The following is a 14,802-nucleotide window of genomic DNA, read 5'->3' on the forward strand; positions in this document are numbered from 1 at the left end:
CGTACAACTACATACACCACAAAGGATGATGTCTCTTGGCATTGTCCTTTTTTAATTAATCAAGAAGGAGGAATAATCTTGACACTAACAAAAGACCAAAAACTTCAACGAGTTATGGATGACTTTAATCTTTTTAGTAAAAATTTTATACATATTATTGACAATCAGAACGATAAAGTAAAATTAAAATTAAATCAGGCACAAGTTGAATTAAATGAGTTAATGGATAATAATAAGTTTGTTGCTTGTGCTAAGGCACGTCAAGGCGGTATAAGTACTTATGTCTTAGCAAAGGCAATCTGGAGAGCAGTTACTAACGAAAACGAGAATATATTGATTGTTTCTTATAGAAGGGATTCAGCCAATGCGCTATTTGAAAAACTAAAAACAATGAATGAATGGTTGCCCAGAGAAGATTATCCTGAATGGTTTCCAGAAATAAAGAGAGAGAACAGGGAAGAGTTACTTTTTAAGAATGGAAGCAGGATAAAAAGCGTTTCAAGCGGTAATAAGAGTATCGGACGCTCAGAGACTTATTCGTTCATCCATATTTCTGAGTATGCCTTCTTCCAGAATCAGGAAATGCAACTGATGAGTGCAGAACAGGCACTTGCAAAAGGACACCAAAGCAGGCTAAGTATAGAAACAACATCGAATGGAATGAATCATTGGTATCATTTGTTTCACAAAGCCATGAAAGGTGATAGTAAGTACAAACCTTATTTCATTCCCTTTTATCATGAACTTTATAAGAAACAATTCAAAGCCGAGTATGATGAAGCAGAAAAGTGGTTCTATGAGTATCACAAAGGGGAACGCCTTAAGCCCAAAGATTTAAAGGAAGAAGAAAAGCAATTGTATGAACAGGGTGCAAACCTGAAACAGTTAATGTGGCGAAGATGGAAGTTGCAAGACTTATCATTGAATGATTTCAAACAGGAATTTCCATCTAATTATAGGGAGAGTTTTATTTCTACCGGATTATCTGTTTTTGACCAAAGTATTGTATTAGAACGCATGAATAATACTATACCAACACTTTCAGCAGATGAAGTAGAACCTGAAATGCCGGACGTGATGAAGAAATATGTGAACAAAGGATTGAATGTATTTTACCTTCCGAAAGCAGGAAAACGCTATTATATGGGCTGTGACGTAAGTGCTGGCGGAGGTGGCGACTATTCTGCAATGGCTATATACGATGAAGATGGGCAACAAGCCCTGACATGGCAAGACAACAGAACGCCTGTATATCGCTTTGCAGAGATAATTAATGAGATGGGGATTCTCTACAATGACGCTCTTGTTGTAGTTGAAGCCAATAGTTATGGCACTCCTTTGCTTGAAAGATTGAGAAATGAGTATCAATATATGAATTTATACAAACAGCGAACGTTTGACCAGAGGGGCAGAAAGAAAATGCAACTTGGATTTGTCACTACTTCATCAAGTAAAAGTATATTGATAAGCGACTATAAGGAGAATTTCGAGCGTGGACTTATTAATGTTGAATGTCCTGATACTCTTGGACAAATGCAAATTTTTGTTGAATTAGATGGAAAGAGTGGAAATAAAAAAGGTGACAAGAATCACGATGACCTCGTGATAGCGAACGCTTTAGTTACTCAGGGAATGAAGTCAGGTCAGTTTTATGTATGATTAGGCGTTTACTTATTAGTAAGCGTCTTTTTTAATGGAAAGGAGATGAAAACATGAGTTTACAAGAATATATTCAAGAAGAACACGAAGGCAGAGAGCAGTGGTTTCTGGAAGAAGTTAGCAGTGTACAGAATTATCAACGTGTCAAACAGATACATAATTTAAAGGATTATCTTGATGGTAAGCATAAGATAGCAAACAAAAAGCCGGAGATGTGGAACGGTGAGGAATTTCACCCTAGACGAATGGTACTTCAAATTGCTAAAACTATATTAAATTATCAATCAGCATTCTTATTGCAGAATCCTGTGACTATCACTGGTGAAGAAGATATTGTGCAGAGGTTTCAGAGAATAAATAAAAAAGGGCAATACGACCAGATAAATCATCGGATACTTGATAAGGTGTTAAAATATGGTAAGGTTGCAGAGTATGTTTACTTAGACGATAAGAGAAAGATACAGAGTAAACTCTTTGACCCTGCTGATAGTTATTATGTTTACAATCATGAGAATACTCTTGTGGCTTTTATTGAAGCGTTTAATGCTGATGGCGTTGACCACTACACCATTATCTCAGAAGATACAGTAGAGAAATGGAATAATCGAGGTGGCAAATTGAAGAAAGTGAAAGAGTATAGCAATGTGTCAGGACTTCCGATTGTATATCACAATCAAAATGAGTTGAGTGAAGTTGAGGGCAAATCTGATTTAGAGGATATTATTCCTATCATTGATGAAATTGAAGAATTGATTAATAGATACTTTGACGCTTTTCAAAAGTTTGTAAGTCCTATTCCTGTATTGATTGGACAACAGTTGAAAGGAAAGAATCAAGCATTACCAAAAGATGTAGCAGGTGGAGGTGTGAATCTGGAAGAGTTTGGTGATATGAAGATGTTATCAAATCAGTTGGACTTCCAGAGTTTCCAAGCCCTTCATGAGACATTGATGTCTAGTTTATTGGACGTTTCTGCTACACCTGCTGTCAGCATGAACAAGACAGATATTAGTAATCTGAGTGAAGTATCAATCAAGTTACTATTTCAACTTGCAAGCGTGAAAGCGTCTATAAACGAAATGTTTATGAGAAGTGGAATATATGAACGCTTTGAGAAGTTTAGAAATATACTTGAATTGCAAGGTGAGACATTCTCTGATGAAGAATTTGAGAGTTTAGATATTGTATTTCAGCATAATATGCCTAGTAATGATTCAGAGGTTATTGATAATTTAGAGACATTGAAGAACATTCAGGGTATATCTATGGAGAGTATTCTTGAACATAGTCCATACACTACTGATGTGCAGAGAGAGTTACAGAAGATTCAAGGTGAGACAAGTGAGAGTGGCTCAGAAGATGATACAACAAATAGTGATGAGGACAGTATAGAATAGACATATGTTGTGTCAGGTGAGAGGATATGTTGATAGGGGGATATAAGAAGGGGAAAGTTGTGTGTTGTGATATGTGAGAATGTTGATGTGACGGGAGATTGTGATGAGGGTGATTTTCGTTGAATATAGTCGCCCTGTTACAATAGGGTATTTTACTTTACTGTACTAAAATTTGATATAATCCAATAAAAATGATAATATAGAGGTATCAGTATTAAAAAATTGAAGAAATTGGAAGGAGAATACAGTCCTATCACCTCGGTGTCTCAGCACCTTCACATATCCTATATTATGGCAGTCACAACGGAGCATATATTGTTCCGATTGTCAAATAATACACCTTTGTTTACATAATGCATATTATAGGAAGTGAATTTACGTTATTTTAACCTTCCATATACGTATGTATGTTCCCTATGTATATAAGGGAAATTATATGTTGATGGTATGATACTGGTATAATATGGATACCCCAACCTCCATAAGAGGGTGTATCACTAACCACATTTTACACGCACAAAATTTTCCCTTTATCCTTCAATATTTCTCCCTGAACAATTTCCTTTTATCTTTCTACAAATTATCCTCTATTCTTTCTTATCTCTGTTTTCTTTTCTCTGCAATATTCTTCACCAGACACACGTACCAACAAACTATCACAACCAAAAAACTAGAATTTTCATTAGAATTGTCAATCTGTAGTTAATTTTCCATCTTTCCTATGATAGAATAGTCTCAAATGACTACATAGGAGTGGCTAATTTTGAATGAATTGAACAAAAATGAAAAAAGGATATTATCAGCAATTCTCTTGATAGGTTTTTTCTCGTCATTTGTTTTAATGTTTATTTATAGTCAATTGGCTGTTTTGTTTTTCATTTGCATGCTTGTCTTTTTGGGTATTGGGGTGGCTTTAGGTAATAAGGAATTAAAGGAAAATGAAAGACGATTAGATGATATGATTAAAGGAAAACTTCGAGAAAATCATTTTCATAATGAAGAGTACCATTTAGGGCAAAATCAACTTTCAGGTATGGCAGTCGATGAAACAAGTGAAAAAGTTGCCATATTTGGTAGACAGACACCTGAACAAGATTTTTCATTCACTGTCGTAAATTTTGAAGATATTATTGAATCCGCAATTGTTGAAGATGGTGAAACAGTTACTAAGACTTCCAGAGGTAGTCAAGTCGGAGGGGCATTGGTTGGTGGTGCACTTGCTGGTGGTGTGGGTGCAGTTATTGGAGGTTTGAGTGGAAAACAGAAATCTAACGAAACAGTGAAAAAAATGAGTTTAAATATAGTAGTTGATAGTATTCCAAATCCAGTACATGAAGTTAATTTTTCTAATCGGTATTTAAAGAAAAGCAAACCTGAATATAAGAAGTATTATGATTTTGTTAACAATTGGCACAAAATGATAAGCGTAATTATTAAACGGAATGAAACTGAAAACTGACAAAACGAAAAAGAATTAGATTGATTAAGCGTACAAATCAAAATAATCATTTAGGAGTAATTATTTATGAAAAGAATTCTACAAATAATCGGGATTGTATTTATTGCATCAGGTTTAATTTTTGGATTAACTCAAATTTCCAACTTAAACGAGCAACATGAAACGGTTCAATACTGGAAAGATTCGGCTGATGAAAGTTATGATAATGAACTTATTCAACAGGAATATCGCACTATTCAAAGTGCATATAAGACCGATTTGACTCTTACATTGGGAACAGTCTTATCTGGAATAATTTCAGGAGTGTTTTTCTTAGCACTGGCAACAATTATTGCATTACTTCAAAGAATAGTAAGAAATACTGAAGTGGAATCAAATACGTCTACATACCAACAAAATAATGTAGCAGAATAAAATTATCTTTGTAAGTGCCCCCAATCAGGGCACTTCTTTTTTATATACTTAACTTCCCCACGTGGGGAACAAAATAATAAGGAAAGGAATTGATAAAATGACCAACTTACAACGCCTAGAAATGGAAGTGAAAGATATTTCCCTTTCTCAACAAGAAATGAGCGTATACCTACAGGAATCGGATTTAACACCACATTCAGAATACCAACCAGAGAACAAAAAACTAGTATTGCAATCGGCTCTTTCTGTTCTGGAATCAATCGCCAATCAACCTTCCCAGATGAAGAATTACACAACAGAAGATATAAGTATCTCAGCATTTTCTGATAATATTCAAAGCAGAATTGACCAGTTGGAACGCAAAATTAGGCAGATGAAATCAACAGAGGAAGATACGTCTTTCTTTATGCTATTCCGTCCATAATAGGAGGTGAATTATATGGAAATAAATAAAACAGCAACACAGGATTTCTCTTTTCTTTTGAGGGAAATAGGGCAGGAAATAAAGATTAATGACCAATCAGAAACAGCCATAATCACAAAGAATACATATACAAATGACTATGATGATAGGATTTTATCAACGCTCATACCTGTACAACGTGGTGATATGATTGAATATAACAATGCTAATTGGGTTGTATATTCCGATATAGCCGGAGAACAACGTTTCAAATACAAAGCCCAGATACGCCATTTACCACATACGCTGTCTATTCAGGTGGATACAAAAACAGAAGTTGTTGGAGAAGATAGTCTGGGGCGTCCTATTACAGAAGAAACGCCTATTTTTACTGATGTGGATTGCTATGCTCAACAAAACAGCGTGATGACCACTGAAGGACAGATACGTTTGGTGAACGGTGATATTATATTTACTACTGCCGATAACGAACAGGCAAAAGATATTAGCGTTAATGATACCTTTGAATTTAATGGTACTGTGTATCAAATATATGCGGTTGATAGAACTGATTTAGGGCTTATTCACATTAACGCTGAAGTGAATTAACTTTCAAGAAAGTAATCCCAAAATTCCATACGATGTTGCACATTGGAAGGGTCGAATGTATCAGGTGTATATATCGGTTCTTCCAGCCAATTCACATTAGGATACGTTGGTAATTCTTCTTTCGGTGTTTGTATCTGGGCGTATTCTTGTTGACGTTCAACCTTTTCATATTCATTTAAAAGAGTATCAGTCACTTTTTGCATGTATGCAGAGCCATATTGTACGGACTTATCTTTCATCTTCAATTCAAATAACCGGAACAATCTATCGCTATCACATATATATTTTTCTTGTTTAGATTTTAAGACAGTAGTTTCACTTTGATATTTTGTGCTTTCAGGTTGGATTGTGTCACCTTTTGTCTCTTCATCACCGTCTGCAATTTTCGGGGTGCAATAATAAGGCAAAATAACAATAACATTACTGCTATTACCACCTTTTTGCGGACGCATGACGGGAATACGCTTGATGATACGTTTCGATTCCAGAGACGATAGGGCATAGTTGACCATACGTATTGATTTTTTGATTCTATTAGCCATATTCTTCACTTTCAGGTATGACGTACCGATATACTTTACTGAATGTTGCGACAATAAGGTTAATAACATATATTCTGTTTGATTCATGTGAACATACTGAAAGATACTATCTATATTCTTATTCAGTTTCTGGACGGAATTGAAAAGGGAATATTCGTTTGCAATATAATAATGACTGGAAAACATACTAAAAATACCTCTCTTTCTGTAAGGGAATATATGTTCGATAAACCTGCACAGAAAGATAAGGTACTTATCATTGCAAAAATCAATAATATGAAATATAATTAAAGTACATTCGTTTTGTATCTTTCTGTATGCAGTTATCTGTTTTGCAGGAAGGGGAGGGCTAGAGTGTGCCAACACTCTAAGCCCTTTTTATTTTGCTTATTCTTCATTATCTCCATCTTCTTCAGGGAAAACATCAGCAATATCTATTGTGTGGTCATGAATGGTATCAGGTGTAATGACTTCATCATTCACAGTACACAGTTGCATGTCCACTTTTTGGACAACAAATTCATTGATTTTCTCCTGTGCTTTTTGCAATGCTTGTTCACGGTTTTCTTCTTCAACCGTAAAAGATGTTGGTAGGGTAACCATAGCGAAGGCTTCATACTTCATTTTAATTCCTCCAATTTTTAAATTGTTTTTTGCAATTTACGGGCTTTTAATTCTCCTTCTGAGAACCAATCATAAGTGCCACAATGCGTGCAATGATAGTTTGTGATTCTACCATTTTTATTGTTACTAAACACACTGTATCGGTCACAGCGGTAACAAAACTTTTCCAATTTATCACCCCCTTTATAGGATATATCTATTATTAAATATCTAGGTTATTCAAAGCATTATACTTTTCATTGGCTTCAGCCACTTCATTTCCAAAGAAGTGAAGGTATTTTTGTGTGGTTGCAATATTGGTGTGCCTGAGCATTTTCTGCAATTGGCTTATATCTCCACCGTTCTCAATAAATTTTTTAGCGTAATAATGCCTGCAAGTATGGGCTGATACCCTTGTGTTTGGAAAATTCATAGCACTAGCCACCCTTTTAAAAATACATTTCACAGCGTTTCTAGTCAGGGGCTTATTCCTACTAGTTACAAAAATATAGTCCATCGAAGTATGAAACTTCTTCTCACAATGCTTTTGATATAAGGACAATTCTTTCATAAGGCGTTCTGTGAGTGGCACAGTTTCTTGTTTTCGACTTTTAGGTTTACTTACAACAAGAGAGCCATTATCATAATTCACATCAGTCCATCTAAGGTTAATGGCTTCAGATAGGCGTAATCCGGTAGAAATTAACGTCAGGAATAAGTTGTAATCTCTTATAGAGTAGAATGTTTTTTCTCTGCGATTCATACGCCGAAAATAAGAGATTATCTGCTGTACTTCTTCATCGGTGAATACATGAATCTGAATATCTTCTTTTTGCTTTTTGATACCAGTAACAGGATTCTCATGTACAATTTTTTCTTCTGTAAGCCACCTGAAAAATGCGTTGACGTATTTGTGATGATTGTTTACAGTCGTTGCATTGTTCCCTTTTTCTTGTCGATGAAGGAGATATTCTTTGATATGGCGTTTGGTTACATATTCAATATTTTCAATACCTTTTTCTTCAAGAAAAGCGTGAAAAGGTTCAAGGACTGCTTTGTAACTCACCATTGTATTTTCCGTTACATTTTCAAATTTCTTTTCTGTATATAATTCATCAATAGCGAATCTTACCAACATAAAAAAAACCACCTCCATTTTGATAGAAGTGGTTTACCATTCATTGATTAGATTGTAGTGTTGACCTCTTTATGTTTGAAAAGGGAAAAAACGCTGTATCCCTTGTCAAATTAGGACTGGTCGGGATGACAGGAGTTGAACCTGCGACCCCAGGCACCCCATGCCTGTGCTCTACCAAGCTGAGCTACATCCCGTTTCAATTGGACAATATTTATTATATTATAACCAGAAAGGTATTTCAATCCTCTTGTTTATAAGTCTTTTCCCGATCACTGAAAACACCGGCGCTTCTGGTTTAACGCCAGTGTTGTTCAATAAACTCATCCCGGCCGGATTTTCTGCGGTCTTCGAGGTATGCTTTTTCCTGCTTTTTGTAGAAGTCCTGATGATACGTCTCTGCCGGGTAAAAGGTGGAAGCGGGCAGTATTTCGGTTACAATCGGCTCTTTAAAACGGCCGCTGTCTGCTATCTGCTGTCTTGTTTTTTCCGCCTGCTGTTTCTGCATGTCGTTATGATAAAAGATGGCGGTGCGGTACTGCGGTCCGCGGTCGTGAAACTGTCCGCCGTCATCGGTCGGATCCACCTGGGGCCAGTACAGCGAAAGCAGTTTTTCGTATGGAAACACCTCCGGGTCAAACTGAATCTGAACGGCTTCGCGGTGGCCGGTTTCCCCGGTTTTAACGACTTCATATGTCGGGTTTTCTGTATGCCCGCCGGTGTAGCCGGACGTAATGCCGTGGATGCCTTCCATCTGATCGAATGGTTTAACCATGCACCAGAAACAGCCTCCGGCAAACGTTGCTTTTTCAATTGAATTTTTTTCACTCATTGGTCTCCCTCCCCGTGGATGTCATACCTGAAAAATTATAGCAGAGAAGAAAGTTAAAAAACAAACAAAGGAAATTTTCGTTCAAAGTGGAAAAGTGGTCTCATTTTTTTTATGATGGAAACAGACATTGTTCACAGAAAGGAACCAGCCCATGTTTCAGGATGAAAAAATTATTCCCGCCGCCCGCACGGAAAAAGAGTTTGAAAAGATACTGGAAAGCCCGCAAACTTACGTGGTTCTGCTGAACTCAAGACTGGCTCAGTTGAAAAGCATGACACAGATGGCCTCGCGGGCCGGAAAAAAACTGATTGTTCACGCTGATCTGATTCAGGGGCTCGGACATGATGAATCAGCGGCTCAGTTTCTCTGTCAGCAGGTGCGGCCTCATGGATTGATATCAACGAGAAAGCAGGTGCTGACTACCGCTAAAAAACACGGTCTGTTGACAGTGCAGCGGTTGTTTCTGATTGATTCCAGCGCGCTTGAAACGAGTTACAAAATCGTAGAAGAGGTGGAACCGGATGTGATTGAAGTGCTTCCCGGAAGAATGCCCGGGATCATCCGGGAAGTAGCAGAAAAGACCGGCGTTCCGTTGATTGCCGGTGGTTTTCTCCGCAGCAGACAAGACGCGGAGGAGGCATTTGAAGCCGGGGCGGAGGCTGTTACAACGACCCGGAGAGAACTGTGGAGGGAACGATTTTCCAATCGGTGAGCAGTAGATAGATAGATTCGAACAGTAAATATCCGAAAGAGGGTGTGACAGCAATGGACTGGAAAGAGAATTGGAAGCGCTGGAGTGAAGCAATAGGCTTGGATAAAGATTTAAAAGAACAGCTCGAAGCTGTGGAAGAAAACGAAGAAAAGCTGGAAGATCATTTCTACAAATACCTTGAATTCGGAACAGGAGGCATGCGCGGTGAAATCGGTCCGGGGACGAACCGCATGAACCGGTATACCATCCGGAGGGCGGCTGAAGGCCTGGCGCGGTACATAGAAGAACATGGCGCAGAGGCCAAGGCAGAAGGTGTTGTCATTGCGTTTGATTCAAGGCACCGCTCGCCTGAGTTTGCCCTCGAAGCAGCTCTGACGCTTGGAGCCCATCACATTCAGACCTATATATTTCAGGAACTGCGCCCAACCCCCGAGTTGTCCTACGCGGTCCGGCACCTTGAAGCGTTTGCCGGTATTGTTGTAACCGCCAGCCATAACCCGCCTGAATACAACGGGTTCAAGGTGTACGGGAAAGACGGGGGGCAGATGCCGCCGGCGCCCGCCGAAGCCTTGATGGAAAAGGTGGAATCCGTCGAGAATGAATTCACGGTCGAAACCGCCGATGAGAACGAAATGAAAGCATCCCGTCTGTTGAAAGTCATCGGGGAGGACATGGATCATGCCTACAATGATGACCTGCAGACGATTATGCTGCAGCCTGATATGGTGCAAAAAGACGGGGGAGAGCTCTCGATTGTCTTCACTCCGCTGCACGGGACGGCAAATATTCCAGTGGTTCGTCTGCTTGAAACAAGCGGATTCACCAATGTTCATGTGGTGCAGGAACAAGCGCTCCCGGACCCGGAATTCTCCACCGTGAAAAGCCCGAACCCCGAAGAGGAAGAAGCTTTTGATGCTGCAAGAGCCGCAGGGGAAAAAGAAGGGGCGGATATTCTGATTGCAACGGATCCGGATGGTGATCGGATCGGCATTGCAGCCCGCCGCGAAGATGGAAAGTATGAACTGTTGAGCGGTAATCAAACCGGTGCGCTAATGCTTGAATACCTGCTTTCTGAACGCCAAAGGCTCGGTCTGCTGCCGGATAACGGTGTTGTTATGAAAACCATCGTTACATCGGAGCTCGGACGCGCTGTGGCAGAGCATTACGGGCAGACGGTGCTGGATACGCTGACCGGTTTCAAATTTATCGGAGAAAAAATAAAACAATTTGAAGAGGACGGCACCCATTCGTTTCAATTTGGTTATGAAGAGTCGTATGGTTATCTGATCAGCAGTGTCGTGCGTGATAAAGATGCGGTACAGGCTGCACTCACCGTTTCAGAAATGGCGCTTTGGCATAAAAACGAGGGCAGGACGCTTCATGACGCGCTTGGCAAACTGTACGAAACGTACGGTTTCTATAAAGAAGGCCTTGATTCGATTACCTTAAAAGGAATGGAGGGCAATGAAAGAATTGAAGCGCTTCTTAAGAAATTCCGGGAGACACCTCCAACCTCCCTCCATAACAATCAAATCACTGTCATTGAAGATTATCAGACACAGGAGCGGACAGTGGTTCCAGATGGGCATAAGGAAAAGATCGAACTTCCGGTGTCCAACGTGTTAAAATATGTACTGGAAGATGGCTCGTGGTGCTGTATCCGTCCTTCCGGTACGGAGCCGAAGATAAAATTTTATTTCGGGGTCCGCAAAGAGACGGAATCTGAAGCAAAAGAAGCACTTTCCCACCTGAAAAACGACATGATGAAGATGGTGCATGAACACGTTTAAAGGCAGATAATCATTGGAACCTCCAGCCCGGCAGTCACCGGACTGTTCCTGTTTGTATCGATGGATGCAGGAGCGGATGCTGCCATCTGCCGGCCGGTTTGAAATGGAGAACTCCGGGAATCTTCGTTTTCCGGAGTTTTTCGTGTTCATATACAGCGATAAAAACCTGTTACACAGTTGAAAAGGAGAACACCATGTCAAGTGACTGGCTTGAACGCTATTTAACAATTCTTCGATTAAAGCCGCAGCCGCCGTCCCGTAAATTTCTGAAACGAATTATTCGTGCCCACGTCCGTACCTTTCCGTTTGAAAATGTCAGCAAGCTTCTGATGGCACGCGATGCAGAAACGATAGATCATGTCACGGACGTGTATACCTTTCTCACAGCTCATGAGACGAATCAGAGTGGAGGGACATGCTTCACCCTCAATGCCTGTCTATTCCAGCTTCTAAAGGCTCTTGGTTTTGAAGGGTGGTTGATCCGTCCGGGGGAGGAGCACATGGCGATGGTTGTGAAAGATCCGGGTTCGGACAACAGGCTGCTTTATGTAGACGTAGGGACGACCGCTCCGCTGTTTGAACCGATTCCTTTCCACGGAAGAAAACGAGGTATTCCGCCTTTTGCCGGGGAACGGCTGTTTTTTCTTCCGGGAAACGAACCCGGGATTTATACCTATATCCGAACGAGAAACGGACAGATCACCCATAAAAAATGGACGTTCTCGATTTACTCGGCGATGCAGTTTGCCGACTTTACACCATGGATTGCCTCCACGTTTCAGCACGGAGCATCGTTTATGAATATGCTGCGCTGCCAGTTGTGGGAACCGGATCAAAGAAGAGGGCTTTCCCTTGTAAACAGAACGTTTACCATCCGCCACGGTAACGGTTCCGTGCTGACAAAAGATCTTCCCGATCAAGAAGCTGTTCAGGACGTGCTTTCCAGGGAATTCAGAATGCCGGATCTTCCGGTCGAAAAAGCTCTGGAGCAGCTGAAATACCAGGGAGTCGACATCTTCAGCCGCACGTAACAAACCATAACCGGTTCCGCTCTATACCGGTACACAAAAAAGCTGAATCCCGCATCCGGAATTCAGCTTTTCCTTCATGAATAGTATCAATAAAGAACAGTGAAGGAGCCTTTATGTTCGACGTTGTCCGCCGGGGAGATATCGACGTCCGTTACCGATGCAAAGCGGTGGCCTGCTTTGACGGCCTCTATAAATGCATTCATTTCTTCTTCGTTTCCTTCCGCTTTGATTTCAACGGTACCTTCTATTCGATTTCTAACCCAGCCGTTTATGCCGGCTTTTTTGGCTTCTGTCACCGCAAACTGCCGGAACCCGACTCCCTGTACGGTTCCGTGGACAATCAAATGACGTTTCAGCATCGTGACACCTCCTAAAAGGGATTATACCTTTTTAAAATACATATCAAACCAAGGGTCTTCTTCCACGTGCTCCGGCGTTTCAGAGATCACGTGGGCCTCTCCTTCTTCGTCGGCAGCAAGCCAGATCCCGTATTGATCCTGAAATGCCGGATAAAAATAATCTGCTTTAAAAAGTACCTTCGGCGGATCGATTTCCACAACATCATGCCCAAGCTTTTTGACAACATCTTTTTTGCATTGAACCAGTTCCACAGTTATCACCCGAATTTTTGTCAGCCCCGAAGATATCGAGGTTTTTCCCTATTGTACCCCGATTCCTTATCTTCCTTCAATCCATAGCTCACAGCATCAAGAGGCATGCTTTGCCGCTTGTTTCATATAGTGGAACTAACAGGGGAGGAGGGACACGATGCAGACACTTGAAGAAAAAGAACTGCGAAAAGCCATTGACCGTATAACGGAGACAGCAGAACACTTCGGTCTCGATTTTTATTCAATGCGCTATGAAATCTGTCCGGCGGATATCATATACACGTTTGGTGCCTACGGGATGCCGACCCGCTTTTCACATTGGACGTTCGGGAAAAATTTTCACAAAATGAAAGTCCATTATGATTTAGGTTTGAGCAAAATTTATGAACTCGTCATTAATTCCAATCCGTGCTATGCGTTCCTGCTGGATAACAATTCGCTCGTGCAGAATAAATTAATTGTCGCCCATGTGCTCGCCCATAGTGACTTTTTCAAAAATAATATCCGATTTGCCGGCACACGCAAGGATATGGTGGAAAGCATGGCTGCAGCGGCCGAACGTATTTCCCGCTATGAAGAACTGTACGGCCGCCGTCGTGTGGAGGCCTTTTTGGATGCAGTGCTTGCGGTGCAGGAGCATATTGATCCTAGTCTGATCCGCCGGGAAGGAGAAGAAGAGGAAGCTGGAGGAAAAATAAAGGAAGATGCCGGTCCCTATGAGGATCTTCTGCAAATCGGGGAAAAGCCGAAAACAGAAGAACCCTCTGCCGGGAAGAAAAAGTTTCCGGCCCGGGAAGAAAAGGATCTGCTTCTTTTCATTGAAGAACACAGCCGTGAGCTTGAAGACTGGCAGCGCGATGTGCTGACGATGATACGGGAAGAAATGCTGTATTTCTGGCCGCAGCTGGAAACAAAAATTATGAATGAAGGCTGGGCCTCGTTCTGGCATGCCCGGATTATGAGAGAACTCGAACTCACATCGGAAGAAGGAATCGAATTTGCGAAGCTGAACGCCGGGGTGATTCAGCCATCTCGCACGTCCGTGAATCCGTATCATCTGGGCTTGAGAATTTTTGAGACGATTGAAAAGAGATGGGATAATCCTGACGAATCCCTGCAGCGGGCCGGCGTGAAGCCGGGAAGCGGACGAGATAAACTATTTGAAGTCAGGGAGCTTGAGACCGATACGTCCTTTATTCGCAACTATGTGACAAAAGAGCTGGTGCAGCAGGAAGATATGTACGTATTCCAGAAGCAGGGCCGTGATTACACGATTGTGGATAAAGAGTGGCGGCAGGTGAAAGACCAGCTGATCCGATCAAGAGTGAATGGCGGGTTTCCTTATCTCGTCGTGACAGACGGGGATTATGAAAAAAGAGGGGAACTGTATATTACCCACCGCTACGAGGAAGAAGAGCTGGATGTGACGTACCTTGAGAAAACACTCCCTTATCTGTATCAGCTGTGGGGGCGGAGCGTTCACGTGGAAACCGTTCTTGACAACAAACCGGCTTTATTCACTTACAATGGATCCAGGGTGTTTCGAAAGAGTCTTTAAAAAAACCGGGAAGCTCTCTGCAGGGTAGAGGGGCTTCCCGGTTTTTT

Annotated in this window: 16 protein-coding genes and 1 tRNA gene; 10 read left to right on the forward strand and 7 right to left on the reverse strand. The window is 41.0% G+C overall.

Annotated features, from left to right (window positions below; genetic code table 11):
• Positions 1-78 precede the first annotated feature (78 nt).
• The 6 genes from ACFSUB_RS00500 to ACFSUB_RS00525 all read left to right on the forward strand — a co-directional run bounded on the left by ACFSUB_RS00500 (position 79) and on the right by ACFSUB_RS00525 (position 5,941).
• Positions 79-1,659, forward strand: a complete 1,581-nt coding sequence (locus ACFSUB_RS00500; protein WP_380711236.1) for a terminase large subunit domain-containing protein — start codon at positions 79-81, stop codon at positions 1,657-1,659.
• 53 nt (positions 1,660-1,712) lie between these two features.
• Positions 1,713-3,056 (forward strand): phage portal protein, encoded by a 1,344-nt coding sequence (locus ACFSUB_RS00505; protein ID WP_380711237.1) that lies wholly within the window; start codon positions 1,713-1,715, stop codon positions 3,054-3,056.
• Between the two features lie 763 nt (positions 3,057-3,819).
• Complete coding sequence (locus tag ACFSUB_RS00510; protein WP_380711238.1) at positions 3,820-4,515, forward strand: hypothetical protein; 696 nt, start codon at positions 3,820-3,822, stop codon at positions 4,513-4,515.
• A gap of 66 nt (positions 4,516-4,581) precedes the next feature.
• Complete coding sequence (locus ACFSUB_RS00515; RefSeq protein WP_380711239.1) at positions 4,582-4,929, forward strand: hypothetical protein; 348 nt, start codon at positions 4,582-4,584, stop codon at positions 4,927-4,929.
• Positions 4,930-5,026: 97 nt separating this feature from the next.
• On the forward strand, positions 5,027-5,353 hold the full coding sequence (locus ACFSUB_RS00520) for a DUF6706 family protein (protein ID WP_380711240.1): 327 nt from the start codon (positions 5,027-5,029) through the stop codon (positions 5,351-5,353).
• Between the two features lie 15 nt (positions 5,354-5,368).
• Positions 5,369-5,941, forward strand: a complete 573-nt coding sequence (locus ACFSUB_RS00525) for a hypothetical protein (RefSeq protein ID WP_380711241.1) — start codon at positions 5,369-5,371, stop codon at positions 5,939-5,941.
• On the opposite strand, the gene ACFSUB_RS00530 is transcribed toward ACFSUB_RS00525, so the two are convergent.
• The 5 genes from ACFSUB_RS00530 to msrA form a co-directional block, all read right to left on the reverse strand.
• Positions 5,938-6,483 carry a hypothetical protein gene (locus ACFSUB_RS00530; RefSeq protein WP_380711242.1) on the reverse strand — a complete coding sequence of 182 codons (546 nt, stop codon included), beginning with the start codon at positions 6,481-6,483 and terminating at the stop codon, positions 5,938-5,940. The two genes, ACFSUB_RS00525 and ACFSUB_RS00530, sit on opposite strands and share 4 nt — an antisense overlap.
• A 387-nt stretch (positions 6,484-6,870) precedes the next feature.
• Positions 6,871-7,107: a hypothetical protein gene (locus ACFSUB_RS00535; protein WP_380711243.1), complete on the reverse strand. Its 237-nt coding sequence runs from the start codon at positions 7,105-7,107 to the stop codon at positions 6,871-6,873.
• Positions 7,108-7,309: 202 nt separating this feature from the next.
• Positions 7,310-8,224: a tyrosine-type recombinase/integrase gene (locus ACFSUB_RS00540; protein ID WP_380711244.1), complete on the reverse strand. Its 915-nt coding sequence runs from the start codon at positions 8,222-8,224 to the stop codon at positions 7,310-7,312.
• Between the two features lie 117 nt (positions 8,225-8,341).
• Positions 8,342-8,418 (reverse strand) — tRNA-Pro (locus tag ACFSUB_RS00545).
• Positions 8,419-8,519: 101 nt separating this feature from the next.
• On the reverse strand, positions 8,520-9,035 hold the full coding sequence (gene msrA, locus ACFSUB_RS00550; protein WP_380713140.1) for a peptide-methionine (S)-S-oxide reductase MsrA: 516 nt from the start codon (positions 9,033-9,035) through the stop codon (positions 8,520-8,522).
• A gap of 169 nt (positions 9,036-9,204) precedes the next feature.
• Here msrA and ACFSUB_RS00555 point away from each other — a divergent pair, with 169 nt between their 5' ends.
• The 3 genes from ACFSUB_RS00555 (at position 9,205) to ACFSUB_RS00565 (ending at position 12,586) form a co-directional block, all read left to right on the forward strand.
• On the forward strand, positions 9,205-9,765 hold the full coding sequence (locus tag ACFSUB_RS00555) for a glycerol-3-phosphate responsive antiterminator (RefSeq protein ID WP_380711245.1): 561 nt from the start codon (positions 9,205-9,207) through the stop codon (positions 9,763-9,765).
• Between the two features lie 53 nt (positions 9,766-9,818).
• Positions 9,819-11,555 carry a phospho-sugar mutase gene (locus ACFSUB_RS00560; RefSeq protein ID WP_380711246.1) on the forward strand — a complete coding sequence of 579 codons (1,737 nt, stop codon included), beginning with the start codon at positions 9,819-9,821 and terminating at the stop codon, positions 11,553-11,555.
• Between the two features lie 194 nt (positions 11,556-11,749).
• Entirely contained in the window at positions 11,750-12,586 is an 837-nt protein-coding gene (locus tag ACFSUB_RS00565; protein ID WP_380711247.1) for an arylamine N-acetyltransferase, read from the forward strand.
• 86 nt (positions 12,587-12,672) lie between these two features.
• Here ACFSUB_RS00565 and ACFSUB_RS00570 read toward each other — a convergent pair whose 3' ends face one another.
• Together ACFSUB_RS00570 and ACFSUB_RS00575 are read right to left on the reverse strand one after the other, a co-directional pair.
• The gene (locus ACFSUB_RS00570; protein WP_380711248.1) at positions 12,673-12,945 is read right to left on the reverse strand and encodes an acylphosphatase; all 273 of its coding nucleotides are present in this window, start codon (positions 12,943-12,945) and stop codon (positions 12,673-12,675) included.
• A gap of 21 nt (positions 12,946-12,966) precedes the next feature.
• Entirely contained in the window at positions 12,967-13,197 is a 231-nt protein-coding gene (locus ACFSUB_RS00575; RefSeq protein ID WP_380711249.1) for a hypothetical protein, read from the reverse strand.
• A gap of 157 nt (positions 13,198-13,354) precedes the next feature.
• Between ACFSUB_RS00575 and ACFSUB_RS00580 the strand changes: the two genes are divergently transcribed.
• On the forward strand, positions 13,355-14,755 hold the full coding sequence (locus ACFSUB_RS00580) for a SpoVR family protein (protein WP_380711250.1): 1,401 nt from the start codon (positions 13,355-13,357) through the stop codon (positions 14,753-14,755).
• Positions 14,756-14,802 lie beyond the last annotated feature (47 nt).

This window comes from Salibacterium lacus (genome assembly GCF_042684865.1).
GTDB classification, from domain to species: Bacteria; Bacillota; Bacilli; order Bacillales; family Marinococcaceae; genus Salibacterium; species Salibacterium lacus.

Excerpts from the sequence above, each read along its gene's own strand:
- ACFSUB_RS00505 (WP_380711237.1), top strand. The coding sequence starts at position 1,713 with ATGAGTTTACAAGAATATATTCAAGAAGAACACGAAGGCAGAGAGCAG.
- ACFSUB_RS00515 (WP_380711239.1), top strand. The coding sequence starts at position 4,582 with ATGAAAAGAATTCTACAAATAATCGGGATTGTATTTATTGCATCAGGT.
- ACFSUB_RS00520 (WP_380711240.1), top strand. The coding sequence starts at position 5,027 with ATGACCAACTTACAACGCCTAGAAATGGAAGTGAAAGATATTTCCCTT.
- ACFSUB_RS00525 (WP_380711241.1), top strand. The coding sequence starts at position 5,369 with ATGGAAATAAATAAAACAGCAACACAGGATTTCTCTTTTCTTTTGAGG.
- ACFSUB_RS00530 (WP_380711242.1), bottom strand. The coding sequence starts at position 6,483 with ATGGCTAATAGAATCAAAAAATCAATACGTATGGTCAACTATGCCCTA.
- ACFSUB_RS00535 (WP_380711243.1), bottom strand. The coding sequence starts at position 7,107 with ATGAAGTATGAAGCCTTCGCTATGGTTACCCTACCAACATCTTTTACG.
- ACFSUB_RS00540 (WP_380711244.1), bottom strand. The coding sequence starts at position 8,224 with ATGTTGGTAAGATTCGCTATTGATGAATTATATACAGAAAAGAAATTT.
- ACFSUB_RS00555 (WP_380711245.1), top strand. The coding sequence starts at position 9,205 with ATGTTTCAGGATGAAAAAATTATTCCCGCCGCCCGCACGGAAAAAGAG.
- ACFSUB_RS00560 (WP_380711246.1), top strand. The coding sequence starts at position 9,819 with ATGGACTGGAAAGAGAATTGGAAGCGCTGGAGTGAAGCAATAGGCTTG.
- ACFSUB_RS00565 (WP_380711247.1), top strand. The coding sequence starts at position 11,750 with ATGTCAAGTGACTGGCTTGAACGCTATTTAACAATTCTTCGATTAAAG.
- ACFSUB_RS00570 (WP_380711248.1), bottom strand. The coding sequence starts at position 12,945 with ATGCTGAAACGTCATTTGATTGTCCACGGAACCGTACAGGGAGTCGGG.
- ACFSUB_RS00580 (WP_380711250.1), top strand. The coding sequence starts at position 13,355 with ATGCAGACACTTGAAGAAAAAGAACTGCGAAAAGCCATTGACCGTATA.